The organism is Bradyrhizobium sp. CCGUVB14, assembly GCF_024199935.1.
Lineage (GTDB): Bacteria > Pseudomonadota > Alphaproteobacteria > Rhizobiales > Xanthobacteraceae > Bradyrhizobium.
Map to the genome: position 1 here is coordinate 8,145,102 of NZ_JANADS010000001.1, position 22,853 is coordinate 8,167,954.

The window sequence follows — 22,853 nt, forward strand, 5'->3', positions numbered from 1 at the left end:
ACCTTGCCGCGGCAACGGCGGAGCGACCGTGGCCGCAATTGTCCTCGCTCCAGAAAGCGAGCATCGCATGGGATCGCCAAAGCTCCAGTCAATGTCCCGACGCGGCTTTTGCCTGTGCTGCGTCGGCGGCGCCGCGTTCGCCGCAACGGGGGGATGGCTCAGCCCGCGGCAGGCCTACGCGGAAGCGCGCGGCCTCGTCAGCCTGATCAAGGACAGCGCGGCGACGTCACCGATCAAGACCTACAAGCTGCGCAACAATATCAGCGCGCTCGAAGGATCCGGCGGCAACATCGCCGTCCTCACCGGACCGGACGGCAAGCTTCTGGTCGATGCCGGCATCGGCGTCTCGCGCCCACAGCTCAGCAAGGCGCTTGCCGAGCTCGGCGGCGAGCCGATCGCGCATCTGATCAACACACACTGGCACTTCGATCATGCCGACGGCAATGAATGGCTGAGCGCAGCCGGCGCGAAGATCATCGCCCACGAAAACACCCGCAAGCATCTTTCCGTCGTTCAACGGGTCGAAGACTGGGACTACAATTTCCTTGCGTTGCCCGCCAGCGCGGTCCCGGCCGAGGTCTTCACCAAGGAGCAGAACCTCAAGCTCAACGGAGCGTCGGTCGCGCTGAGATATTACGGGCCCGCTCACACCGACGGCGACATCTCGGTCATGTTCGCCGAGGCCAATATCCTGCATGCCGGCGACACCTTCTGGAACGGCATCTATCCCTTCATCGACCATTCGACCGGCGGCAGCATTGACGGCATGATTGCGGCCTCCGATGCCAATCTGGCAGCAGCCAACAACGACACCATCATCATCCCCGGTCACGGCAAGCCCGTCAGCAACAAAGCCGAGCTTCAGGGCTTCCGCGACATGCTGGTCGCTATCAGGGACAATGTCGGCAATCTCAAGAAGCAGGGAAAGACACGCGACGAGACGGTTGCGGCCAAGCCAACCGCCGCGTTCGATGCGAAGTGGGGACAGTTCCTCGTCGACCCCGGCTTCTTCACCAGACTGGTCTACGAAACCGCGTGAGACGCCGCGTGCGGTAAGGGAATAAACCGCGCCTGCGGCGTTTGGCCCGGCTTCACAAAACTGCAATATGCGATCCGCATAAGGCGTCGTCCGCTAACAGGAGACGCACATGCGCGCGACTTTTCTCTGCACCGTCGCAACGATCGTTCTTACCGCGAGCACCGCGCTCGCACAGAGCGAGGGTGAATTCCCGGCCAAGCTCGCCGGCCACGTGGTGATGCCGGCTGCGACCTTCATCGATGCCCCGGCCGATGCGCCGGCCGATCTCAAGACCTCGGGAAAATACACCACCGGCAAGCGCGTCGACGCGCTCGGCACCGTGATGGGCAAATCCTTCGAACGTTCGACCGGCGTCTCGCTGCCGTTCAAGGGGCAGCCGCTGCAGGGCCATTCCGGCATCAAGAAGATGCCCGACGGCAGCTTCTGGGTCATCACCGACAACGGCATGGGCGCGCGCGCCAATTCGATGGACTCGATGCTGTACCTGAACCACTACAAGATGGATTGGGCGGGCGGCAAGATCGAGCGCGAAGGGACCGTCTTCCTGCACGACCCCGACAAGAAGGTACCGTTCCGCATCGTCCACGAGGACACCGAGAAGCGCTATCTCACCGGCGCCGATTTCGACACCGAGGGCTTCCAGATCATCGGCGACACCTTCTGGATCGGCGACGAGTTCGGCCCCTACGTCCTGAAGGCCGACAAGACCGGCAAGATCCTCGCCGTGTTCGAGACCATCGCCGACGGCAAGCCGGTGCGCTCGCCCGACCATTGGGCGGTGGCGACACCGGGCGCGCCGGGCGCGACCTACACCAACGTCAATCTGCGTCGCTCCAAGGGCTTTGAAGGCTTTGCCTCGTCGAAGGACGGCAAATTCCTCTACGGTCTGCTCGAGGGCCCGCTGTGGGATGCCGACAAGAAGGATTGGGAGCGGGTCGACGGCAAGGAAGCCTCCCGCATCCTCGAATTCGACGTCGCCGCCGAAAAATTCACCGGCCGCTACTGGCAGTATGTGTTCGAGCAGAACGGCAACGCCATCGGCGACTTCAACATGATTGACCCCTCCGCCGGCCTCGTCATCGAGCGCGACAACGGCGAAGGCACGCCCGACAAGGCCTGCCCGGCCGGCACCCGCGGCGAGAACTGCTTCCCTGATGTCGCCAAGTTCAAGCGCGTCTACAAGATCGAGCTCAACGACGCCAATGTCGGCAAGCCCGTGCGCAAGATCGGCTATATCGACCTCTTGAAGATCCAGGATCCCGACAAGAAGGCGCGCAAGCCGCTCAATGACGGCGTCTACACCTTCCCGTTCTTCACCATCGAGAACGTCGATCGCGTCGACGACACCCACATCATCGTCGGCAACGACAACAACCTGCCGTTCTCGTCGAGCCGCGATCCCAACAAGGCCGACGACGACGAGTTCATGCTGCTCGACGTCGCCGATTTCCTGAAGGCGAAGTAAGCAGAGCTCTCTCCTCTCCCTCTCCCCGTTCTTACGGGGAGAGGGTTGGGGTGAGGGGCCTCTCTCCACACGTAAGATTGTCGTGAGACCTGTACCCCCTCACCCGGATTGCATCTTCGATGCAATCCGACCTCTCCCCGCAAGCGGGGCGAGGTGAAAAAAGCCTACCTGATCGCAAACGAGATCGGCACGGTAAAGCCCATCGAGGCCTGCGCGATCTCCGGCGGGAACGGCGGGAATGGCTGGGCGCGGCGGACCATCGCCATGGTCTCGGCGTCGAGCGCGGCATAGCCGGACGAGCCGGCAAGACGGCTGCCGAGAACCTGGCCGCTGCGGCTCAGCGTAAAGCTCAACCGCGCCACGCCATGCTCGCCGGCCGCCTTCGACGCCGGCGGAAATTGCTTGAAGCGCTGCAGATGCGCCGCCACCATCTGGTTATAGGAGGCGATCGCCACCGCCGATGCGCCGGTGCTGACGGCCGATGCGGCCGGCGCCTGCCGCTCCGCGCGCGGCGAAGCGGTGGTGCGCGGCGCGGGTGTCGTGTGGCTCGGCTTCTTCGCTTCGGGACGCACCACCTTCGGCTTGACCGGCTCGGGCCTGGTCTCGGCGAGGACCCTCGTGGGCTCGGCGTCCACCGGCTTCAACCTCTGTTCGGGCGGCGCCACCACGTCCGGCTTGTCCTGCGGCGGCGTCGGCGCGATGGTCTCCTCGACGGCCTGCGGCGCGGCCTGATCGGGCGGAGAGGCATCGGCCTGCTCCATCACCGGCCCCGGCGCGAGGTCGAGCGGCGTCGATTGCGGCGCCGACGTCATCGGCGCCATGTCGACCATGATCGCCGGCAGGGTGACGCCCTGCTCCGGCTGCGACCTGAGCCAGTGCATCGTGAGCAGCGCGGCAGCGATATGCAACGTGATGATGACGGCGGCCGATACGCTCCAGCGCGTCGTCTCACGCTCGCCAAGCGGCTGATGCAGCGCAAAGGCGTTGGCCGCGGTCATCAACTGCGTCCGTCGAGGCCGACGAGAGCGACCTTGAGATAGCCGGCATTGCGCAAGGTGTTCATCACCTCCATCAGGTCGCCATAGGAAACGGCCTTGTCGGCGCGCAGATAGATGCGCTCGTCCTTGCGTCCCTTGGTGGCGGCGTCGAGCGAGGCGGCAAGCGCGTCGCGGGCCACGACGTCTTCGCCGACGGCGATCGCGAGATCCGGCTTCACCGTGACGAAGACCGGCTTGTCCGGCCGTGGTGCCGGCTCGGCGGCCGTCGCCGGCAGCTCGACGCCGATGTCGACGGTGGCGAGTGGGGCTGCCACCATGAAGATGATCAGTAGCACCAGCATCACGTCGATGAACGGCGTGACGTTGATCTCATTGACGACGTCGAGATCGTCAGGGACGCCGCGCCTGAGCGGCGATCCCGTGCGCGTGCCGAGCTTCGCGGCCATGGCCTACTCCGCCGCCCGCGCCAGGCGGAAGTCCCTGTGATCGCGCTGCCGGCTCACCAGCAGCATCAGCTGCGCGGATGCGTCACCGAGCAACGCCCGATAATTGGCGATGCCGCGGACCAGATGATTGTAGATCACGACCGCCGGAATCGCGGCGACGAGACCGAGCGCGGTGGCGAGCAGCGCCTCCGCGATGCCGGGCGCGACCACGGCGAGGCTCGTGGTGTGGCTCTCCGAGATGCCGATGAAGGCATTCATGATGCCCCAGACGGTGCCGAACAGGCCGACGAACGGCGCCGTGGCGCCGATGGTCGCGAGCACGCCGGTGCCGCGTGCAATCTGCCGCGACATCGCCGCCTCGACCCGCTCGAGCCGCAACGCCACGCGCTCCTGCAGGCCGTCGTCGACGATGCCGCCCGACAGCTCCGCCTCTTTCGCACAGGACTGGATGAGCTGCGCCACCGCATCGTGCGCCTCACCCGCACGTTCGGCCGCCTCGGCCAGCTTCATCTTGCCTTCGAGCGCACGCGTCCGCTGCACGGCGAGCGCGCTCTTGCGGCGCAGCTCGATGGTCTTGGCGAGCCACACCGTCCAGGTCACCAGCGAGGCGCAAGCCAGCCCGATCATCACCGCCTTCACGACGATGTCGGCGCCGATGAACATACCCCACGGCGACAGATTGCGCGGCAGCAGCGCCTCATCGATCGCGAAGACCGGTGTCGGCGCGAGCGCCAGCGCGATGGTTGCGATCACATGCCGAAGCCGAAGATTGCCCTGCATCCTGATCTCCTGAATGACGTTACACCGCGATCCGGTCCGCCAGCTGCCGGAACCTTTGGAGCTGATCCGCACGCAACGCCCGGGTCTCGTCACGACCGACGAACACCTTGAACATGATGCCGCCGTCGGCATTGATGAAGGCGACGAAGGCGGACGTCTTGCCCATGAAGGGCCGCTCGACGAAGGCGATGCCGGCGCAACGCTCGTGGCGGAGATGGCCGTGCAGGCCCTTCGGCTGCATCAGGTTGAAATAGCCGCGGCCGATCTCGCCAGCCGGAATGCTGCCGGTGAACTCGAAGATCGCGTCATCGGTGTGGACGATCAGCGTGACCTCGCCCCATGCGGCGATGTCCTGCATCGCGGCGGCGAAATGCTCGCCGCCGCCCATGCGCAGCATCGACAACGGCAGCGCCTCGATCACGGCGCGCGGCGTGACCTTGCGCTCGCGCGCGACGTCCTCGATGACCGCGCCGGGATTGTCGGCCATGTACGCCCTGAGATCGGCGAGATCTGTGCTCAGCATGTCCGGCTCCTCATCTGCGCCGCCTTAGGCCGCCGCAGCCTTGCGCTCGCTCTGGATCACCTCAAACCCCTCGAACTTGGGATGACCGAGATAGAGGCTCTCGCCGGTCTGATTGTCGGCGCGGGCATGGGCGCGGCGAAACTGGTCCGAGCGGGTCCAGGCTTCGAACGCGGCCTTGTCGACCCAAAGCGTGTGCGACGAATAGAGCGTGTGGTCCTCGGCTTCAGGGCCCTTCAAGAGATGAAACTCGACGAAGCCCGGCATGCTGCCGAGATAGGATTCGCGGGTGGCCCAGACGGTTTCGAACGCGGTCTCCGCGCCCTTCTTCACCTGGAACCGGTTCATGGCGATGAACATAAGAGTCTCTCCTTCTCATTGAAACGAATACACGCCGAAGCCGCGCTGGAGCATCAGCGCGGCCCGGCGGACGTGGGTGACGTTGCGACGCGCGGCTTACGCACCTCCGAAGTGGATCTTCAGGCCGGCCTTGTAGACCCGACCCGCGCCCGGGCTCGACCACAGCACGTCGTTCTGCGTGGTGCCGTCGACCGAGCTGCCGGGAATGGCGTAGGGCCGGTAGTACTGGTTCAAGAGGTTGTCGATCGAGGCCGAGAACACGATGTCCTTGGTCGCGTTGTAGGTCAGGTACAGATTGACCAGCTCGTATCCCGTCGCGGGCAGATAACCGGCGGGCACGTCGTTGTTCGGACCGTACGAGGCCCACTGCGCGGTCAGGATCAGCGTGCGATCGAGCAGGCGGACACCGCCCGTGGTGACGACCTTGCGCGGCGTGATGGTCGCAAGCCCGACATTGGTCGCGACGTTCTTGCCCTGGATGTAATGACCGGAGACACCGACGAACCAGTCGCCGGCATCGTACATCGTCTCCGCCTCAAAACCCTGGATCCGGGCGCTGGCGATGTTCTGGTACTGATAGTACTTGGCGAACGAGCCAAAGCCCGGGAACGCCACGAAGCCGAACGGCACGAGGTCGATGTAGTCGCTGACATCGTTCTGGAACAGGTTGATCTTGCCGCGGAACGAGTCGGATGCGCGGAAGATGTTGTCGTATTTCAGATTGAAGCCGACTTCCTTGTTCTTGCCGACCTCGGGGCGAAGGTTCGCATTGGGCAGGAAGCAGAACACGCCGGAGGTGCCGTCCGGACAGGCAAACAGGGCCGGTCCGCCCCCGGTCGCATGGGCGCCGGAGATGACCGTTTCCGTGATCGACGGGGCGCGGTAGCCTTCGGCGTAGCTCACATAGGGCTGGAAGCCCGGGACCGGCGTGACGCCGAGGGTGATCTTCGGCGAGAAGCGATCACCGCCCGTGTTGGTGCCGCCCGACTGCAGATTGTAGCGGTCGTATCGGACCGCGCTCACCGCCTCGAACCAGGTGCCGTAGTTCTGCTTCAACTGGAGGAAGCCGCCCGACACGGTGCGGATGCCGCTCGGCGTGGTGACGTTGGAATTGCCGCGGCTGTCGGTCGTGATGACGTCGTCCTGGAAGGCATCGACACCCCACGTCAGTGCATTGCGCCAGTCGGCGACGTCGAAACGCGTGGTGTTGTTGGCATCGAAGCCGAACGTATTCAGCTTGTAGGCACGACTGGTACCGACGCAGCCCGAAATGTTGTTTCCGAGACCGCCGTTGCAATAGGCCGTGGGGTTGCCGTAATCATAGGTCTTGGTCTGGTCGTTTTCGGTGCGGTTCGCGTAGGCCGACATGTGCCAGTCCCACAGATTGTCGCTCGGCAGCGCGTAGTTCCACGTTACGGTGCCGGTGTAGTTCTTGGCATCGGAGGCGTAGACCGACGAACCACGGTTCAACGCGATCAGCGCCGCCGATGTCGTCGGACCCCGGTTGATCTGGCCGATGCTGTATTGATAGTCCTGGAACGTGGCGCCGAACTTGACCTCGTGACCGAGCGCGGGGCGCACCGTCAGCTTCATCAACCCGGCCTCGACCTGGTTGCCGGTGTTGCCGATCTCGGTGCCGTTGCCGTCCTTGTAATTGCCCTGCGTGCGGTAGACCGCGCCGCCGAAGATATCGACGTCGGGCGTCGCGCGCACGCCGCCGAACACCGAGCCGAGGCCGCGGCTGTTGTTGGAGCCGTAGGAGCCTGAGAGATCGACACCCCAGCGCTCGCCGGGACGCAGCACGTCGTTGATGTCCTTGGTCCGGAACGAGACCAGGCCGCCGATCGCGCCGGAACCGTAGATGTTGGCGGTCGGTCCGCGCACCACATCGACGCCGCCGATCAATTCAGGATCGAGGAAGAAGGAGCCGTTGGCGTTGTGACCGGTGCGCTGATAATTCTGCCGCGCGCCGTCGACCACGACGGCGACGCGGCCGAAATCCTGCAAGCCGCGGACATTGATGACGGTCGCGGGATCATCGCCGCGCTCCTGGAACGACACGCCGGGGACGTTATAGAAGATGTCCGACAGCCGGTTCGGCTGCAAACCCTGGATCTTGTCGAGCGAGACGGAGGAGACCGGCGCGAGCGAGTCGATCGCGCGCTCCTCGGTCTTGGTCGCGGCCACCGTGATGGTGTCGAGCGTCTGCACCGGCGCCGCGCCGCCGGCCTGGGCACGAGCGTTCATGACTTCAGGCTTGGCTTGCTGCGCAGGCTTGGCTTGCTGCGCAATTTGCGGCTTGGCCTGCTTGCGCTTGGCCTGCTTCGATCCTGCCGCCGAATCCTGTTCGGCCTGCGGCTGCGCCGTCTGCGCAAGACTGCTCTCCGCCGCCATTGCCGCGATTGAAACCACCGACGCGCCCAAAATCAAGGCGCGCGAATACCTAGCCCCGTCAGCCATAACCCCAACCCAATCATCTTGTGTCTTGTTGGCTGGCGTGCGCTAGCGCGAGGCGAGCGACTGGCTGGCTATTTGTGTGCGGGCCCCCGGCCCGCATCGTCCTGTTTGGTAACGTGGCAACACTCTGACGGTCAATGACGTCGGGTTGCAGTTTATATCGATTGTAAGTTGCTGCGGTTGGAATGCGCCTCACGCCGCTTATACAAACAAGCAGCACCTGAAATTTCGAAAGCGCATCACCAGACCCATGTCAGCCGCATCCGGAGACAGCATCAACGACGCCGGAGGGCACGTGGAAAACCCTTCTGCAACAACGCGAACCCTGATGATGCGGGGCAATCGCATCGACAGCCGCGAGCTGTTTGCCACCGAGCGCGAGATCATGATCGCACACGGCGAGGACAACTATCGCCTTCGCCTGACCTCGCAGAACAAGCTGATCCTGACGAAGTAGACCGCAATGACATTTTGTCGCACCCTGCTGTATCTGCTGCTGGCCGGTACGATCACACGCGCGCCCGCCGCCAACGCGGCCGGCATCGTCGTGCATGACGCACGCAACCGTGACGTCGCGGTCAACGACATCGCGCGCACGGTCGCGATCGGCGGTGCCATCACCGAGATCCTCTATGCACTCGGGCTCGAGAGCCGGCTGGTCGGCGTCGATACCACGAGCCTCTATCCGGCGACGGCGCTGCACGACAAGCCGAACGTCGGCTACATGCGCCAGATCTCGGCGGAAGGCGTGCTCGGCCTCAACCCGACGCTGATCCTCGCGATCCAGGGCTCGGGCCCGCGCGAGACCATGGATCTCCTCGATACCGCAAAGGTGCCGCTGGTGCTGGTGCCCGAGACCTTCTCCGAGGACGGCCTGATCGAGAAGATCAGGCTGGTCGGCCATGCCATGGGTGTCGATGCCCGCGCCGAATGCCTGAGCACTGCGGTCAGTACCGACCTCGCCCAGCTTCGTGCGCTGCGCGCCAAGGTGACCAGGCCGGTGCGCGTGATGTTCGTGATGTCGCTCCAGAACGGGCGCGCCATGGTCGCGGGCCACAAGACGGCGGCCGACGAGATCATCCAGCTCGCAGGCGCCGCCAACGCCGTCGACGATTACGACGTCCACAAGATCATCGGCGACGAGGCGATCGTCGCGGCCAAGCCCGACGTGGTGCTGTCGATCGAGCGCGGCAAGGACTCGCTCCAGGCCGACGCGGTCTACACTCATCCCGGCTTCGCCCTGACGCCGGTCGCGGCCAACAAGAGTTTTGTGACGATGGACGGGCTCTATCTGCTCGGCTTCGGACCGCGCACGGCGGCGGCGGCGCGCGATCTCTCGGTCAAGCTCTATCCGGCGCTGGCTGATGGCGCATTCACGTCGGCTTTGTCGGCGGCGAATTGCCGGCAATGAGCGCGGCGGTCGAGACCGAGGCGCGGGGACCTCGACGTCGCAAAGGACGGCGCTCCGCATCGCTGGCGATTCCGCTTCTGCTCATCGTGCTCACCGCCACCGCAATCGTCGCGCTGACCGTCGGCGCGGCGGGCATTCCCCTCGCCCGGCTGCCGGCCGCGCTCGGCCTTGTCGCGGACGGCGCCGCGACGACCGTCACGGCGCGCGATCAGCTCGTGCTGTGGTCGATCCGCATTCCCCGGATCGCCGCGACCGCGATGGTCGGCGGCCTGCTCGCGGCAGCCGGCGCGATCATGCAGGGGCTGTTTCGCAATCCGCTCGCCGATCCGGCGCTGGTCGGCGTCTCCAGCGGTGGCGCGCTCGCGGCTGCATGCGCGATCGTCTTCACCGATTCGCGCTTCGGCGGGACGTTTCGTTTCCTCCAGACCGAGCTGTTGCCGCTCGCGGCCTTTGCGGGGTCGCTGGTCACGACCGCGATTCTTTACGGCATCTCCAGCCGTGCCGGCAGAACGTCGATCGCGATCTTCCTACTCGCCGGCGTCGCCATCACCGCCATCACCAACGCCGGCATCGGGCTGTTGGTGTTCATCGCCGACGACCGCCAGCTTCGCGACATCACGTTCTGGATGCTGGGCTCGATGAGCGGCGCAACCTGGACCAAGGCCGCCGTGCTCGCGCCGGTCCTCGCGGCCGGGCTCGCGGCCTGCGCCTTCATCGCGCGCGGCCTCGATCTGCTGGTGCTCGGCGAAGCCGATGCCTTTCACGGTGGGGTCGATGTCGAGCGCCTGAAACGGATTGCGATCGTGATGGTCTCCGCCATGACCGGCGTCGCGGTGTCGATCAGCGGCGTCATCGGCTTCGTCGGCATCGTCGTGCCGCATCTGTTGCGCCTCGTCATTGGCCCCGCGCATCGCCTGCTGCTGCCGGCCTCGGTGCTGCTGGGCGCGATCCTGATGGTCGGCGCCGATACGCTGGCACGCACCATCGTGGCGCCGGCCGAGATGCCGATCGGCATTTTGACCGCGGCGGTCGGCGCGCCGGTCTTCCTCGGCATCCTGCTGCGGCAGCGTGGGCTCGCTTCACTATGAGCGCCGTGATCGAGGCGCGTGCTTTAAGCAAACGCGCCGGCCGCGCGAGGCTGCTCGATGACGTCAGCCTCGGCGTCACAGCCGGCGAGATGGTTGCCATCATCGGCCCGAACGGTGCCGGCAAGTCGACGCTGCTGCGACTGCTCTCCGGCGATCTCCGCCCGAGCGAGGGCGAGGTCAAGCTGAAGCAGCGCGACATCAACCTCTATACCCCCCGCGAACTTGCCGCGCGCCGCGTGATGCTGTCCCAGCACATCAACGTCACCTTCCCCTTCACCGTCGAGGAGATCGTGCTGATGGGCGCGGGCGATCGCAGCCCGCGCGAGGCGGGCCGGCTGGTCGACGCCGCGCTCGATGAAGTCGGCCTGTCGCATTTCCGCGAACGGCAATTGCCGACGCTGTCGGGCGGCGAGCAGCAACGCGCCCATTTCGCCCGGGTGCTGGTGCAGCTCGCCTGTGGCGAGGCGGAGCACGGACCCGGGCTGCTGCTGCTGGACGAACCGACCTCGAGCCTGGATCTGCGCCACCAGATCGACCTGGTCGAAGCCGCGCGCCGCCGCGCGGCCGCCGGCACGGCGGTCATCGCGATCCTGCACGATCTCAATCTCGCGATCCGCTTTGCCGACCGGCTGATCGTGCTGAACGGCGGCAAGCTCGCCGCCGATGGCCCGCGCGCCGACATCGTCACCCGCGAAACCATCCGCGAGATCTTCGAGATCGACGCCGTCGTCCATCAGGCCGACGGCGGCGTGCCTTATGTGCTGCCGCAGTCGATGCGGGCGGCCGCGCCGCCACGGTGAAGGTGCGCTCCCTCGCCCCGCTTGCGGGGAGAGGGTTGGGGTGAGGGGGAGTCTCCGCGGGGACGATGAGAGTTGCACTCGCGGAGAGTCCCCCTCACCCGGAATACGCGCTTTCAGCGCGCATTCCGACCTCTCCCCGCAAGCGGGGCGAGGTAAGGCAGCGCCGCCGACCGCGAGAAACTAGCCCGACGGCACGATCACCATGTTCTTGTCCTTCGGCCAGCGGGCGCGCCAGGCGAAGTTGATGTCCTTGACTTCACCGGGCTTGGCGTCGAACGACCATTCCAGCACGCCGCGCTTGTCACGGATATCCTTCGCCGTGGGCGGCGTGGTCGCCGGCAGCATCTCGACGACGATCTCGTCGTTCTCACTGACCGGCAGCTGATCCTCGATCGCGACGTGAATCGGGAAATCGTGGCCGTTGCGGACGGTGGTCTTGAACGCACGCTCGTCGGTCTTCGACGTCGTCACGATCAGGCCTGCCGAGCCCTCATTGCGCTTGAGCACCGCACGCTCGATCTTGACCTTGTCGTCGGCGCCGAAGCCGAGCCGCACGATGTCGTCTTTGGCGGAAGCCGAGAGCTTGCCACGACCGACGAAGATGCCGTCGCGGTAGATCGCGACCTTGCCCGGCAGCAACGTCGCATCGTCAGTCTGCTTGAAACTGGCTTCGAGGAACGCGGTGGGATCCAGCACCGGCGCGGCACGCACCGCCAGATCGGCGGGCACGCTCATCGAAGCAATGCGCAGGCTCTTGGCGCCTTCGGCGGCACCGAGGCTGACACGGCCCGGAATCTTGAAGGTAGCCTGGAAGTCGCCGATCTCGGCGGCCGCCTGCTGCTCTTCCGCGCGTACAGGCATATCGGCCTGCTCGGGGGGCACGGCGGCTGATTGCATCTTTCGCAGCATTGGCGCCGCCGCGGGCGCCGGCATGGCAGTATCCGCGGCCGAGCCAAACGCGCGCGGCTTCGGCAGCTGTGGATATTGCGCCACCAGCGAGCCCAGCTCAGGCGCGCTGCCACCGCGGGCGATGCGGACGGTGGAAACACCGAGCGTGACGTTGGACCAATCCTCGCCGGTCGACTGCGTGACCTCGGCGCGGCGGACCAGTTCGAGTTGCGGCTTGCGGTCCTTGGCGCCGGTATCGAGCCGGGCGTCATAGAGCGGCAGCCAGCGCGCATTGCGCACGGCATAAGTGACCCGCAGCGTTGCCTTCGTCGCGGCTGCGGAGGCGATGTCGATACGAACCTCGAGCTTGCTGGGCGGCTTGGCCGACCGGTCGGCTTCGAGTTGCGCGATCTGGCGATCGATCTCGCGCTGCTTTCGCGAAGCATCACGGATCGCCGTTTCTGCCGCCGCGACTTCCTCGGCCACCGCGGTAAAGGCCGCACGCCATTCGGTGATCGGGCGCGCCTCGCCCTTCTCGCCGAGACCGGCGGGTGAGGCTTCGGCGAAGCGCTGCGCGAATTTGCGCCGGGCGGCCGCGGCATCGATCGCGCCTTGCAAATCGGCACGCTCGTCCTTGAGCGCCTCGATGCGCTTGTCGAGCTCAGGGAGATTCACCGGCGGCGCCGCACGCGGCGGCCGCGCATCGATCGTGCCGATGGTGAGTTTTGCACCCGCCTCACCCTCGACGCGGAGCGAGGACGGGTCGAGCGAGAGCGGAAAATCCTTCGCGACCAGGGTGCTGTCGCCGGAGGCGAGATCGACCGCGATCACGCGGGTGACCGTGGCGCCATCAGGATAGACGGTGACGGTGTCGATGGCCGATGTGGCGTCCACATCGGCGGCCCATGAGGGCGCGGCGAGCGCCGTGGTTACCAGGACCAGGCTCGTCGTCGCCAGACATCTTGCGATCGTGCGCATAAACTTCTCCCTGCCGATATCGCCGCGCCGCCAGCCGGACGCTGCGAAAACATGCCACGCCATCGTGGTGAGACGCGGCAGGGAAGGAACTGGTTCGATTGGGGTTTCCGTTGGGCGCGGCTGCGGCAGCACCATGGCCGCGGAACGCGTCACCGCGCCGCGGCACAACCGGGACTCAGAAGCCGAGTTCAGGCCGGCTCGTTCAGGCTTGGCTTGTTCAGGCTTGGCTTGTTCAGGCTTGGCTCGGCGAACCCTGGCCGAAGATGCGGCGGAGCAAATCGGTCACGTTGCGGGCGCCGGCCTTCTTCAAGATGCTGGCACGATAACCCTCGACCGTGCGTGCGCTCAGATGCATGCGACGGGCGACCTCCTTGTTGGTCAGACCGGCGGCAAGATGCACCAGCACGTCGTTCTCCCGCGCGGTCAGGGGTTCGCAACTGGGCAGCCAGCGGTGCCTGGTCGAATCCGGCTGGGCCGACTCGTCGATCGCGGCATCGATCCGGTCGACGACATCGCGGGTGCGAAACGGCTTCTCGATAAAGTCGGCCGCGCCGCTCTTGATCGCGTCGACCGCCATGGCGATGCTGCCGTTCGCCGAGGTCACCAGGACCGGCGCCATGCAGTTTTCCTCGCGCAGGCGCTTGAGCACCTCGAGGGCGGAGCGATCCGGCGGCATCTCCAGCAACACGCAAGCCGGCATCCGCGCCTTGGCTTCCGACAGCAGCGACGCGCCGTCGGCGAAGCAGATCACGTCATAAGCACTCTGCTGGAGCGCGTTGGACAATTGTTCGCGGGAGGCGGCGTCGGTTTCAATGACGAATACCTCACCCTTGGAAAGCATGTTTCCCGGCATAATCCCGATCCAGTAATGTCTTGGTCAAATGATTTGAGACGGCCGGGGGCCCCATCGCGCCCCGCCGTCATGAGCACGGCATTCACGCCGGTGCTTCGCTTTCCCTTATGTATGTTCCGCCCTGTTCCCGGATTTGACGGATCGGGACAGAAACTTTACATTTCGGGACATCTGCGGGAATGGCTGACAGGAACGGGTCGCATGACCGACCTCATTCGCAGCGCAGGCTTGAGTTGTTACCCGGAGGTCGCCCGGTCGGTCGGGCTCGACCCCAGGCAGATGATGCGCAAGGTCAGACTGCCGCTGACCGTCCTCGACAAGCCCGATACACCCATCGCGGTCCCGGCCTTGCGTCGCTTGCTCGAATTGTCGGCAGAAGCCTCCGGTGCCGAAGATTTCGGCTTGCGGCTCGCCGAGCGCGGCGGCCTGACCAATTTCGGCGCGGTCGGCCTGATCGTGCGGGAACAGGCGACCGTCGGCGAGGCGATCGAAGCGTTCTCCCGCTTCATCCATGTTCATCACGACGGCATGAAGCTCGACGTCGTCAGGGACAAGCAGACCGTGACCGTCACATTGCATCTGCGCGGCCGGCAACCGACGGCCCCACGGCAGTCGATCGACATGGCGCTCGGCAGCGTCCATCGCATCATCCAGTCGCTGTTCGGAAGCGACTGGCGGCCGCAGGAGGTGCACCTGCACTACCCGCCGCCGCACGACCGCAAGCGCTACCGCGACTTCTATGGCTGCCGCGTGATCTTCAACGCGGAGGAGGACTCGATCCTGTTGTCGGCGCACGACATGGAACGGCGGATCCCGAGCGCGCATCCCCTGATCGCAAGCTATCTGCGCAAACGCATCGAAGCGATCGAAACCCGGCCGGCAAGCTGGGAGCAGAAAGTCGACGAGGTCGTGCGCAGTCTGCTCGCGAGCGGCGATTGCACGGTCGAACGCGTGGCCGCGCATCTTGCCTGCACCCGCCGCACCATTCACCGGCACCTCGCCGAAGCCGGCACCAGCTTCTCGGCGATCCTGGATGCGCAGCGCGCCGATCTCGTGATCCAGCTGATCGAGGACCCCGGCCGGCCGCTGGCGGATATCGCCGCACAGCTCGGCTTCTCGGCGCAGAGCGCGATGGCGCGCTGGTTCCGCGGCCGCTTCGGCTGCACCATCACCGACTGGCGCAAGGGCGTACGGCCGCCGACGGCGAACGCAGCCTGACTCAGCGTGCCGGGGCCGGCACGCCCATGATGGCGAGTGCACGCCGGGGGCTGCCGGCAAGCAGCGGTCCGAACGCGGCGGCAAAGCCGAGGAACGCGACGATCCAGCCGCAGGCGGCAATGTGCAGCAGCACATCGCCATGCGCCGGCAGTATTACGGCAGCAACCCGCGCCAACGCCGCGACGATGATCGCGACATAGATGACTTGCGTCGCCAGTGATGCCGTCAGCGCCTGCCCGGTATGGCCAAGGCTCGCGCGCGTCATCACCGCGAGCGTCATCACTCCGGCGGCGCCCGTCATCCAGGCGTGAATGCCGGCACTCGGCGGCAGCGCGCCGAAACCAGCCAGGGCGTTCAGGAGGAAGCCGAGCGGCACGAACGCGTAGCCGACATGCAGGATCAGCAGCAGCCGCTCGCGCGTGGTGCGATCGCCGGCCCAACGCGCGAGCCGCACCAGATGCAGCAAGCCGACAAGTGCCATCGCGACAGCGGTGATCGCATTCAGCGGCGCCACGATCCATGCGATGAGCGTCAGCGCACTCAACCCGACCACCACGCCGTCAAACCGCCCGAACGGCACCGGCAGGCGGCCGGGGTTGAACTTGACCAGCCAGTTACGGGTGAAGCTCGGAATGATGCGGCCGCCGATCAGCGAGATCAGCAGCACGACCACGCCGATACCGACGCGGATGCTGACATCGGCAGCGCCCTCGTAATGCGCTTCGAGATGGAAGGCGACATTGCCTGATAGCAGCAGCAGCACGAGCACTACGACGGGCAGATTGCGCCAATTGCCGCCGGCGATGATCTCGCGCGTTGCGGCCGCAACGACCAGCGTCAGGAAGGCCGCGTCGACGGCGAGCGCGAATGCCCAGCCGATCTCGGCGGACAGAACCACCGCCCCGCGCCCGGCAAGCCAGACCACCAACAGCGCGCCCAGCGACGTGCCCTGGATCGGCAGCCGTCCCGTCCAGTTCGGGATCGCCGTGAACAGGAACCCGGTGATCACAGCCGGCAGGAAGCCGTAGAGCATCTCGTGGACGTGCCAGTCCCGCGGCGCGAAGGCCGACGTCACCGACAGCTCGCCATAGAACATCGGCAGCCAGACCAGGATCGACAGCCCGGCCTGGATCGCGGCGAGCAGGAAAAAGGGCCGAAAGCTGTTCGCAAACAGCGGCCAGCCCTGAAAGTTACGGGATCGGGCGCCAGCCATGGGGCAACTCCTGTGAATTCGGACCATTACTTGGATCGTCATCTGGAAAAATACTGCCGTCCGGCCGGTCCGTTTTGCGCTATCGCAAACACCCCGACGATTGCAGGTGCCATCACACTCCCTGATGCCAAGGAGGCAGTATGGCCAAGGTCGACACATCGCTGGTTGCGCATTTGCCGCTGTTTGCCGGCGTCAAGCCGGAAGACCTCGAGGAGATCCTGCGCGAGGCCCGATCGGTGCGCTATCCCAGGAACACCGCCATCTTCGAGCAGGGCGCGGATGCGCAATCCTTCTTCCTGCTGCTGCATGGGCATGTCCGCGCGGCCAAGACCACACCGACCGGCGAGCAGATCGTGGTGCGCTATGTCACGCCCGGTGAAACCTTCGGACTGGCGATGGCGATCGGTGCCGCGCAATATCCGGCGACCGCCATGGCGGTCGATGACAGCGTCGCGCTGATCTGGCCGAATTCGGCCTGGCCGCGGCTGATCGAGCGGTTTCCGGCGCTTGCCGCCAACACGATGCAGACGGTCGGCAAACGGCTGCAGGAGAGCCACACCCGCATCCTGGAAATGTCGACCCAGCAGGTCGAGCAGCGCGTCGCGCATGCACTGCTGCGGCTCGCCAGCCAATCCGGCAAAAAGCTCGATCGCGGTATCGAGATCGATTTCCCGATCAGTCGCCAGGACATCGCGCAGATGACCGGCACCACGCTGCACACGGTGAGCCGCATCCTCAGCGGCTGGGAGAGCCTGGGCCTGGTCGAGAGTGGCCGCCAGCGCATCATCCTGCGCGATCCGCACCGGATCGTCGTGCTGGCGGAACGCAACCCGGACAGTGGTGCGGCCTGAAATATTCCCTCTCCCCGTTCTTACGGGGAGAGGGTTAGGGTGAGGGGCTTCTCTCCACACGCGAAATCGCTGTGAGACCTGTACCCCCTCACCCGGATTGCATCTTTGCGATGCAATCCGACCTCTCCCCGCAAGCGGGGCGAGGTGAACACGGCCTCAACCTCGGAAGACAGGAGTGAGGGCGCCTCCGCTTACGGCGAAAGCTCGCCCTCACCCGGGAGGCTGCGCGCCCCCGCGCAGACTCCAATTCGCCTCATGCCGGCACGCATTCGCTCAGCGCGGCGAGAAACTTGTCGCGGTCGATGCCGTGCTCGCGGCAAGCATCGTCCACGGTGTGGAAGGTCGCGATCGGACAGCCGACACAGGCCATCCTGAAGGCGAGGAACACGCGGATCGTGTGCGGCGCCGCACGCATGATATCATCGACCAGATCGTCGGATCGGAAGGGCATGGACAACTCCGTTCCGAACAGACGATAGCGGAGCGGGGCTGCGTTTCTTTGCTGAAGCGCAAGCTGGCGGCGACTACACCGCCCGGCTGTGCAACTGCTTGCCCGGATCGAGATGCGCATCGAACGCGGCGGCCACGCTGCGGACCAGGAAGCGCGAGTCGTTCGCGACCGCGAGGCGATCGCCGTCGAGCCTGACGACGCCGTCCGAGATCAACGGCTTCAGCCGCGGCGCGGATTGCAGCATCGCCTCCGACTTCGCGCCATGGCGCGCGCAGATGTCGCCGAGATCGGCGCCGAACTCGCACATGATGCGCTCGATGATGTCGGCACGCAGCCGATCGTCATCGGTGAGCCCATAGCCCTTCGCGGTGGCGAGGCGGCCATCCGCAATATGCTGCGCATAGGCACCGATCTGCACCGCGTTCTGGACATAGCCCTGCGGCAGATGTCCGATCGCACTGGCGCCAAAGCCGAGCAGCACCTCGCTCTGGTCGGTGGTGTAACCCTGGAAATTGCGCCGCAGCGTCCCCTGCTCGAAAGCCACCGCCATGGCGTCATCGGGACGCGCGAAATGATCGAGCCCGATCTGCACATAGCCGGCCTCCTTCAGCGCGTTGGCGATGGCGCAAGCCTGGTCGTGGCGCGCGAGGCCGTCCGGCAGATGCGCCTCATTGATCATGCGCTGGTGCTTCTTGAAATCGGGCACATGCGCGTAGCCGAACACCGAGAAGCGGGCCGGCGCCAGTTCGAGCGAGCGCCGCACCGTGTCCAGGCACGATGCGATCGTCTGGTGCGGCAGGCCGTAGATCAGGTCGAAATTGATCCCCCTGATGCCGGCGCGCTGGAGCATGTCGACGACGGAGGCCGTCTGCTCAAAGCTCTGCACCCGGTTGATCGCGCGCTGCACGACCGGATCGAAACTCTGCACGCCGAGGCTCGCGCGGTTGACGCCGGAGAGCCGCATGGCCTCCACCATCTCCGATGTCAGCGTGCGCGGATCGATCTCGACCGCGATCTCGGCCGAGGGCAGCACGAAGAACGCGTGACGCATCGTCGCCATCAACTCCGCAAAGGCCTCCGGCGCCATGATCGTCGGCGTACCGCCACCGAAATGGATGTGCTCGACCTTGATGCGGCGCCCGATGGCCTCGGCGACCCCTGAGATTTCGCTGCGCAGCGTCCGCTGATAGGCAGCGATCAGCCCGTCGCGGCGAACGATCTGGGTATGGCAGCCGCAATACCAGCACATCTCGCGACAGAACGGCACATGCAGATAGAGCGATGCACTGGCGCCCGCGGGCAGCTCGGACAGCCAGCGTGCGTAGGCGTCGGCGCCAACCGCCGGCGAGAAGTGCGGCGCGGTCGGATAGCTCGTGTAGCGCGGCAGTCTCTCTTCGCCGTAGCTCGCTGCGAGATCAGTCCTCATATCTTACCCATTCGTCGATTGATGCCGCCTGCGGATACGGCAAGCTGCGAATGGCACTGGATTACCCGCTTTCGAACCCGCGACCTTGCGCTCGCTCAAAGTCCGAGCACTGTGCCGCACACCGGAAAACCTCTTAAGGAATTCACCGGAGGCGAATCCGGCAAAAGCTTGTCGCAGCGCAAACACTCTTGCCGCAACAGGCGCACACTGCATCCGTCATCAAAACCCTTTCACATGAAGGATGCCTAGCGATGTTCACCCGCAGAGCCGCATTGATCAGCGCCGCCGCGACCGCCCTGATGCTCGCGACACCCGCCTTCGCTGCCAGCGATCTCAAGCTGCCGCGACAGAAGGTCGAGCTGGTCGCCCCGCCCTTCGTGCACGCGCACGAGCAGGCGACGACGCAAGCGCCCAAGATCATGGAGTTCAAGATGACCATCGAGGAGAAGAAGGTGGTCATCGACGACAAGGGCACCACCTTCCAGGCGATGACCTTCAACGGCTCGATGCCGGGCCCGCTGATGGTCGTGCATGAAGGCGACTATGTCGAGCTGACGCTGGTCAATCCCGCGACCAACAGCATGCCGCACAACATCGACTTCCACTCCGCGACCGGCGCGCTCGGCGGCGCCGAGCTCACGCTGGTCAATCCCGGCGAGCAGGTCGTGCTGCGCTGGAAGGCAACGCGGACCGGCGTGTTCGTCTATCACTGCGCCCCGGGCGGCCCGATGATCCCCTGGCATGTCGTCTCCGGCATGAACGGCGCCGTGATGGTGCTGCCGCGCGACGGGCTGAACGACGGCAAGGGCCACGCGCTGAAATACGACAAGATCTATTATGTCGGCGAGCAGGACATATACGTGCCGCGCGACGAGAAGGGCAATTTCAAATCCTACGACTCGCCGGGCGAAGCCTTCACCGACACCGAGGAGGTGATGAAGAAGCTGATCCCCTCGCACGTCGTGTTCAACGGCAAGGTCGGCGCGCTTACCGGCAAGAACGCGCTGACGGCCAAGGTCGGCGAGAACGTGCTGATCGTGCATTCGCAGGCCAATCGCGACAGCCGTCCGCATCTGATCGGCGGCCATGGCGACTATGTCTGGGAGACCGGAAAATTCTCCAACCCGCCGGAGACCGGGCTCGAGACCTGGTTCATCCGTGGCGGCTCGGCGGGAGCCGCGATGTACAAGTTCCTGCAGCCCGGCATCTATGCCTATGTCACGCACAACCTGATCGAGGCCGCCGACCTCGGCGCCACCGCGCACTTCAAGGTCGAAGGCAAGTGGAACGATGATCTGATGACCCAGGTGAAGGCGCCTGCTGAGATACCGGCTCCCAATACCAACTAGACGCGACAAGGGGCCGGCCATCGCCGGCCCCTTCTTCTTTCGGGGGAAAGTCATGCTGATTGCATTCAAGCTCAAATTGCTCCTCGCCTGTGCCGCCGGGTTCGCAGGACCGCTGGCCGTTGCGCCGCTGGTCTCCGAGATGTCGACGCGCGGCACGCAGGGCGAGCCTGTGACCGTCGAGATCGTGGCGGGCAGCTTCGCCTATCGCGAGGCCGGCGACTTCACGCGCGCCGGGCAGCAGGCCGAGGCGCCGCTGCGCACACTTCAGTTCGCGCGGCCGCTTCACATCATGCGCGAGCAGGTCTCCTCCGCGGACTACCAGCTTTGCGTGCGTGACGGCGAATGCCACGCGCTCGATCGCGGCGTGACGATCGCGCCCGACCGCCCCGCGGTACAGGTGAGCTGGCACGATGCACAGGCCTATGCCAGCTGGCTGTCGCGCAGGACCGGGCATCACTATCGCCTGCCGAGCGATGCGGAATGGGCTTTCGCGGCGGGCTCCCGATTCAAGGACGATGGCGCGCCGGTCGACGCGGACGATCCCGCGAAGCGCTGGATCAGCCGCTACGAGCGCGAATCCGAACGCGACCTGTCCGACACGACGGCCTATCCGTTCGGCAGGTTCGGCCTGAACGAGCGCGGCGTGTCCGATCTCGCCGGCAATGTCTGGGAGTGGACCTCGACCTGCTTCGTGCGCTCGCGCGTCGACGCTTCAGGCAATGCCGGCCGCCCGACGGTGAATTGCGGCGTGCGCGTCGCCGAAGGCGCGCACCGCGCCTATGTCACGGACTTCATCCGCGACGCCCGCGCCGGCGGCTGTGCGCAAGGCGTGCCGCCCGCCAATCTCGGCTTCCGCCTCGTGCGCGAGGAGCGGTCGTGGGTGGCGAGCGTGTCGGCCCGGTGGGGCAAGGTGTGGGCGGCGCGGTCGTAACCACACACGCCGTCGGCGCGATCAAATCGCGCGCGCAAACATCCGAAAGCCCGGTGCGCCGATGATCGCCTCGAAGGCGGGATCGCGTTTCTCTTCCGCAAGGACGAAGCCGGCCTTGGCATAGGCGCGCTCGGCGGGCTCGTTGCCGATCAGGAACGAGATCGTCGCGCGGGCAAAGCCGGCCGCCCGCCCCTTCTCCAGCGCATGGGCGATGAGCGCCTGCACCAGGCCGCGGCCGCGATAGGCAGGATCGGTTGCGACGTGCTCGATCATCCAGTCGCCTTCGCCGCCCTGCACCCAGCAGGCCCGCGTGTAGGCGGCGCGTTGGCGGATGGCATCCAGCTCTGTAGCCGAAAGCCCGGTCGCAAAACCGACTTCCTCGACCGCGCGCCAGGCCGAGAGCCCGGTGTTCGCCGCAGGCACGGCGCAGAGCGCCGCGACCGGCTTCCCGTCGATCTCAGCAACCAGGAACTGCGAGACGTGCCACATCGACACCGTGCGTGCCGTCGTCACGCGCGCGATGAAATCGAGGCATAGGGATTCGGGCCAACCGAGCGCGACGTCGAACCAGCCGCGCGACCGGTAGCCGCGCATCGATGACAGGATGATTCCTGCGATGAAATCGGCGTCTTCGGGACGCGCAGACCGTATCGTCATGCGCGCCCCTTGCGACGACCTTACGTGTTCTTCAGCGCGACGCGGAATTCGGCTTCGGTCTTGGCCTTGACCTCGTCGAGCGTGACGCCGTCGGCGAGCTCGATCAGCGCCATGCCGCCGTCGCCGTGCTTGTCGATGGTAAAGACGGCGAGATCGGTGACGACCATGTCGACCACGCGCTCGCCGGTCAGCGGCAGATTGCACTTCTTCAGGAGCTTGGCGCCGTCCTTGGCGGAATGCTCCATCACCACGACGACGCGCTTGACGCCGGCGACGAGGTCCATCGCGCCGCCCATGCCCTTGACCATCTTGCCGGGGATCATCCAGTTGGCGAGATCGCCGTTCTGGGCGACCTGCATGGCGCCGAGGATCGACAGATCCATATGGCCGCCGCGGATCATGCCGAAGGAATCCGCGCTCGAGAAATACGAGGTCGAGGGCAGCTCGCTCACGGTCTGCTTGCCGGCGTTGATCAGGTCGGCGTCCTCTTCGCCCTCATAGGGGAACGGGCCCATGCCGAGCATGCCGTTCTCGCTCTGCAGGCTGACGTCGACGCCGTCGGGGATGTAGTTCGAGACCAGCGTCGGGATGCCGATGCCGAGGTTGACGTAATAGCCGTCGCGCAATTCCTTCGCGGCGCGCGCAGCCATCTGTTCACGGGTCCAGGCCATATC

The 22,853-nt window shown here is 65.7% G+C and carries 23 protein-coding genes; 10 read left to right on the forward strand and 13 right to left on the reverse strand.

Annotated elements, in window-relative coordinates; genetic code table 11:
* Positions 1–67: 67 nt before the first annotated feature.
* On the forward strand, positions 68–1,039 hold the full coding sequence (locus NLM32_RS38100) for an MBL fold metallo-hydrolase (protein ID WP_254135520.1): 972 nt from the start codon (positions 68–70) through the stop codon (positions 1,037–1,039).
* A 109-nt stretch (positions 1,040–1,148) separates the two neighbouring features.
* On the forward strand, positions 1,149–2,504 hold the full coding sequence (locus tag NLM32_RS38105; RefSeq protein ID WP_254133820.1) for an esterase-like activity of phytase family protein: 1,356 nt from the start codon (positions 1,149–1,151) through the stop codon (positions 2,502–2,504).
* A gap of 164 nt (positions 2,505–2,668) precedes the next feature.
* Here the strand turns inward: NLM32_RS38105 and NLM32_RS38110 are convergent, their stop codons facing one another.
* The 6 genes from NLM32_RS38110 to NLM32_RS38135 form a co-directional block, all read right to left on the reverse strand.
* Positions 2,669–3,502: an energy transducer TonB gene (locus NLM32_RS38110; protein WP_254133821.1), complete on the reverse strand. Its 834-nt coding sequence runs from the start codon at positions 3,500–3,502 to the stop codon at positions 2,669–2,671.
* Positions 3,502–3,948, reverse strand: coding sequence for a TonB system transport protein ExbD (gene exbD, locus NLM32_RS38115; protein WP_254133822.1), 447 nt, complete (start codon positions 3,946–3,948; stop codon positions 3,502–3,504). Before exbD ends, NLM32_RS38110 begins: the two co-directional genes overlap by 1 nt.
* Before the next feature lie 3 nt (positions 3,949–3,951).
* Positions 3,952–4,728 (reverse strand): tonB-system energizer ExbB, encoded by a 777-nt coding sequence (gene exbB / locus NLM32_RS38120; protein WP_254133823.1) that lies wholly within the window; start codon positions 4,726–4,728, stop codon positions 3,952–3,954.
* Between the two features lie 19 nt (positions 4,729–4,747).
* Complete coding sequence (gene hutX, locus NLM32_RS38125) at positions 4,748–5,251, reverse strand: heme utilization cystosolic carrier protein HutX (protein WP_254133824.1); 504 nt, start codon at positions 5,249–5,251, stop codon at positions 4,748–4,750.
* A gap of 24 nt (positions 5,252–5,275) precedes the next feature.
* Positions 5,276–5,608 (reverse strand): antibiotic biosynthesis monooxygenase, encoded by a 333-nt coding sequence (locus NLM32_RS38130; protein WP_254133825.1) that lies wholly within the window; start codon positions 5,606–5,608, stop codon positions 5,276–5,278.
* A gap of 96 nt (positions 5,609–5,704) precedes the next feature.
* Positions 5,705–8,068, reverse strand: coding sequence for a TonB-dependent hemoglobin/transferrin/lactoferrin family receptor (locus NLM32_RS38135; RefSeq protein WP_254133826.1), 2,364 nt, complete (start codon positions 8,066–8,068; stop codon positions 5,705–5,707).
* Positions 8,069–8,315: 247 nt separating this feature from the next.
* Here NLM32_RS38135 and NLM32_RS38140 point away from each other — a divergent pair, with 247 nt between their 5' ends.
* The 4 genes from NLM32_RS38140 to NLM32_RS38155 are packed head-to-tail and all read left to right on the forward strand — an operon-like array spanning position 8,316 to position 11,364.
* Positions 8,316–8,522 carry a hemin uptake protein HemP gene (locus tag NLM32_RS38140; protein WP_254133827.1) on the forward strand — a complete coding sequence of 69 codons (207 nt, stop codon included), beginning with the start codon at positions 8,316–8,318 and terminating at the stop codon, positions 8,520–8,522.
* 6 nt (positions 8,523–8,528) lie between these two features.
* On the forward strand, positions 8,529–9,476 hold the full coding sequence (locus tag NLM32_RS38145) for a hemin ABC transporter substrate-binding protein (protein ID WP_254133828.1): 948 nt from the start codon (positions 8,529–8,531) through the stop codon (positions 9,474–9,476).
* Positions 9,473–10,564, forward strand: a complete 1,092-nt coding sequence (locus tag NLM32_RS38150) for an iron ABC transporter permease (RefSeq protein WP_254133829.1) — start codon at positions 9,473–9,475, stop codon at positions 10,562–10,564. The genes NLM32_RS38145 and NLM32_RS38150 overlap by 4 nt, the downstream gene beginning before the upstream one ends.
* A complete protein-coding gene (locus NLM32_RS38155) occupies positions 10,561–11,364 on the forward strand; it encodes a heme ABC transporter ATP-binding protein (RefSeq protein ID WP_254133830.1) in 804 nt (267 codons plus the stop codon). Before NLM32_RS38150 ends, NLM32_RS38155 begins: the two co-directional genes overlap by 4 nt.
* Positions 11,365–11,544: 180 nt before the next feature.
* On the opposite strand, the gene NLM32_RS38160 is transcribed toward NLM32_RS38155, so the two are convergent.
* Both NLM32_RS38160 and NLM32_RS38165 read right to left on the reverse strand, forming a co-directional pair.
* Positions 11,545–13,230, reverse strand: coding sequence for a mucoidy inhibitor MuiA family protein (locus NLM32_RS38160; protein WP_254133831.1), 1,686 nt, complete (start codon positions 13,228–13,230; stop codon positions 11,545–11,547).
* Positions 13,231–13,462: 232 nt separating this feature from the next.
* Positions 13,463–14,083, reverse strand: coding sequence for a response regulator transcription factor (locus NLM32_RS38165; RefSeq protein WP_254133832.1), 621 nt, complete (start codon positions 14,081–14,083; stop codon positions 13,463–13,465).
* A 201-nt stretch (positions 14,084–14,284) separates the two neighbouring features.
* Between NLM32_RS38165 and NLM32_RS38170 the strand changes: the two genes are divergently transcribed.
* Positions 14,285–15,301, forward strand: a complete 1,017-nt coding sequence (locus tag NLM32_RS38170) for an AraC family transcriptional regulator (RefSeq protein ID WP_254133833.1) — start codon at positions 14,285–14,287, stop codon at positions 15,299–15,301.
* 1 nt (position 15,302) lies between these two features.
* On the opposite strand, the gene NLM32_RS38175 is transcribed toward NLM32_RS38170, so the two are convergent.
* Positions 15,303–16,514, reverse strand: coding sequence for an NnrS family protein (locus NLM32_RS38175; RefSeq protein WP_254133834.1), 1,212 nt, complete (start codon positions 16,512–16,514; stop codon positions 15,303–15,305).
* A 140-nt stretch (positions 16,515–16,654) separates the two neighbouring features.
* On the opposite strand from NLM32_RS38175, the gene NLM32_RS38180 reads away from it, so the two are divergent.
* A complete protein-coding gene (locus NLM32_RS38180; RefSeq protein ID WP_254133835.1) occupies positions 16,655–17,365 on the forward strand; it encodes a Crp/Fnr family transcriptional regulator in 711 nt (236 codons plus the stop codon).
* A 253-nt stretch (positions 17,366–17,618) separates the two neighbouring features.
* Here the strand turns inward: NLM32_RS38180 and NLM32_RS38185 are convergent, their stop codons facing one another.
* The gene (locus NLM32_RS38185) at positions 17,619–17,816 is read right to left on the reverse strand and encodes a DUF1858 domain-containing protein (RefSeq protein ID WP_234680425.1); all 198 of its coding nucleotides are present in this window, start codon (positions 17,814–17,816) and stop codon (positions 17,619–17,621) included.
* 73 nt (positions 17,817–17,889) lie between these two features.
* Positions 17,890–19,242 carry an oxygen-independent coproporphyrinogen III oxidase gene (hemN, locus tag NLM32_RS38190; RefSeq protein ID WP_254133836.1) on the reverse strand — a complete coding sequence of 451 codons (1,353 nt, stop codon included), beginning with the start codon at positions 19,240–19,242 and terminating at the stop codon, positions 17,890–17,892.
* Positions 19,243–19,493: 251 nt separating this feature from the next.
* Between hemN and nirK the strand changes: the two genes are divergently transcribed.
* Both nirK and NLM32_RS38200 read left to right on the forward strand, forming a co-directional pair.
* Positions 19,494–20,591, forward strand: coding sequence for a copper-containing nitrite reductase (gene nirK, locus NLM32_RS38195; protein WP_254133837.1), 1,098 nt, complete (start codon positions 19,494–19,496; stop codon positions 20,589–20,591).
* A gap of 52 nt (positions 20,592–20,643) precedes the next feature.
* Positions 20,644–21,522 (forward strand): SUMF1/EgtB/PvdO family nonheme iron enzyme, encoded by an 879-nt coding sequence (locus NLM32_RS38200; RefSeq protein WP_254133838.1) that lies wholly within the window; start codon positions 20,644–20,646, stop codon positions 21,520–21,522.
* Positions 21,523–21,543: 21 nt separating this feature from the next.
* Here the strand turns inward: NLM32_RS38200 and NLM32_RS38205 are convergent, their stop codons facing one another.
* Both NLM32_RS38205 and NLM32_RS38210 read right to left on the reverse strand, forming a co-directional pair.
* Positions 21,544–22,179, reverse strand: a complete 636-nt coding sequence (locus tag NLM32_RS38205; RefSeq protein WP_254133839.1) for a GNAT family N-acetyltransferase — start codon at positions 22,177–22,179, stop codon at positions 21,544–21,546.
* 20 nt (positions 22,180–22,199) lie between these two features.
* On the reverse strand, positions 22,200–22,850 hold the full coding sequence (locus tag NLM32_RS38210; protein ID WP_212298191.1) for a CoA transferase subunit B: 651 nt from the start codon (positions 22,848–22,850) through the stop codon (positions 22,200–22,202).
* Positions 22,851–22,853 lie beyond the last annotated feature (3 nt).

Coding starts and splice junctions, on each gene's coding strand:
- NLM32_RS38100 (WP_254135520.1), top strand. CDS start 68: ATGGGATCGCCAAAGCTCCAGTCAATGTCCCGACGCGGCTTTTGCCTG.
- NLM32_RS38105 (WP_254133820.1), top strand. CDS start 1,149: ATGCGCGCGACTTTTCTCTGCACCGTCGCAACGATCGTTCTTACCGCG.
- NLM32_RS38110 (WP_254133821.1), bottom strand. CDS start 3,502: ATGACCGCGGCCAACGCCTTTGCGCTGCATCAGCCGCTTGGCGAGCGT.
- exbD (WP_254133822.1), bottom strand. CDS start 3,948: ATGGCCGCGAAGCTCGGCACGCGCACGGGATCGCCGCTCAGGCGCGGC.
- exbB (WP_254133823.1), bottom strand. CDS start 4,728: ATGCAGGGCAATCTTCGGCTTCGGCATGTGATCGCAACCATCGCGCTG.
- hutX (WP_254133824.1), bottom strand. CDS start 5,251: ATGCTGAGCACAGATCTCGCCGATCTCAGGGCGTACATGGCCGACAAT.
- NLM32_RS38130 (WP_254133825.1), bottom strand. CDS start 5,608: ATGTTCATCGCCATGAACCGGTTCCAGGTGAAGAAGGGCGCGGAGACC.
- NLM32_RS38135 (WP_254133826.1), bottom strand. CDS start 8,068: ATGGCTGACGGGGCTAGGTATTCGCGCGCCTTGATTTTGGGCGCGTCG.
- NLM32_RS38140 (WP_254133827.1), top strand. CDS start 8,316: ATGTCAGCCGCATCCGGAGACAGCATCAACGACGCCGGAGGGCACGTG.
- NLM32_RS38145 (WP_254133828.1), top strand. CDS start 8,529: ATGACATTTTGTCGCACCCTGCTGTATCTGCTGCTGGCCGGTACGATC.
- NLM32_RS38150 (WP_254133829.1), top strand. CDS start 9,473: ATGAGCGCGGCGGTCGAGACCGAGGCGCGGGGACCTCGACGTCGCAAA.
- NLM32_RS38155 (WP_254133830.1), top strand. CDS start 10,561: ATGAGCGCCGTGATCGAGGCGCGTGCTTTAAGCAAACGCGCCGGCCGC.
- NLM32_RS38160 (WP_254133831.1), bottom strand. CDS start 13,230: ATGCGCACGATCGCAAGATGTCTGGCGACGACGAGCCTGGTCCTGGTA.
- NLM32_RS38165 (WP_254133832.1), bottom strand. CDS start 14,083: ATGCCGGGAAACATGCTTTCCAAGGGTGAGGTATTCGTCATTGAAACC.
- NLM32_RS38170 (WP_254133833.1), top strand. CDS start 14,285: ATGACCGACCTCATTCGCAGCGCAGGCTTGAGTTGTTACCCGGAGGTC.
- NLM32_RS38175 (WP_254133834.1), bottom strand. CDS start 16,514: ATGGCTGGCGCCCGATCCCGTAACTTTCAGGGCTGGCCGCTGTTTGCG.
- NLM32_RS38180 (WP_254133835.1), top strand. CDS start 16,655: ATGGCCAAGGTCGACACATCGCTGGTTGCGCATTTGCCGCTGTTTGCC.
- NLM32_RS38185 (WP_234680425.1), bottom strand. CDS start 17,816: ATGCCCTTCCGATCCGACGATCTGGTCGATGATATCATGCGTGCGGCG.
- hemN (WP_254133836.1), bottom strand. CDS start 19,242: ATGAGGACTGATCTCGCAGCGAGCTACGGCGAAGAGAGACTGCCGCGC.
- nirK (WP_254133837.1), top strand. CDS start 19,494: ATGTTCACCCGCAGAGCCGCATTGATCAGCGCCGCCGCGACCGCCCTG.
- NLM32_RS38200 (WP_254133838.1), top strand. CDS start 20,644: ATGCTGATTGCATTCAAGCTCAAATTGCTCCTCGCCTGTGCCGCCGGG.
- NLM32_RS38205 (WP_254133839.1), bottom strand. CDS start 22,179: ATGACGATACGGTCTGCGCGTCCCGAAGACGCCGATTTCATCGCAGGA.
- NLM32_RS38210 (WP_212298191.1), bottom strand. CDS start 22,850: ATGGCCTGGACCCGTGAACAGATGGCTGCGCGCGCCGCGAAGGAATTG.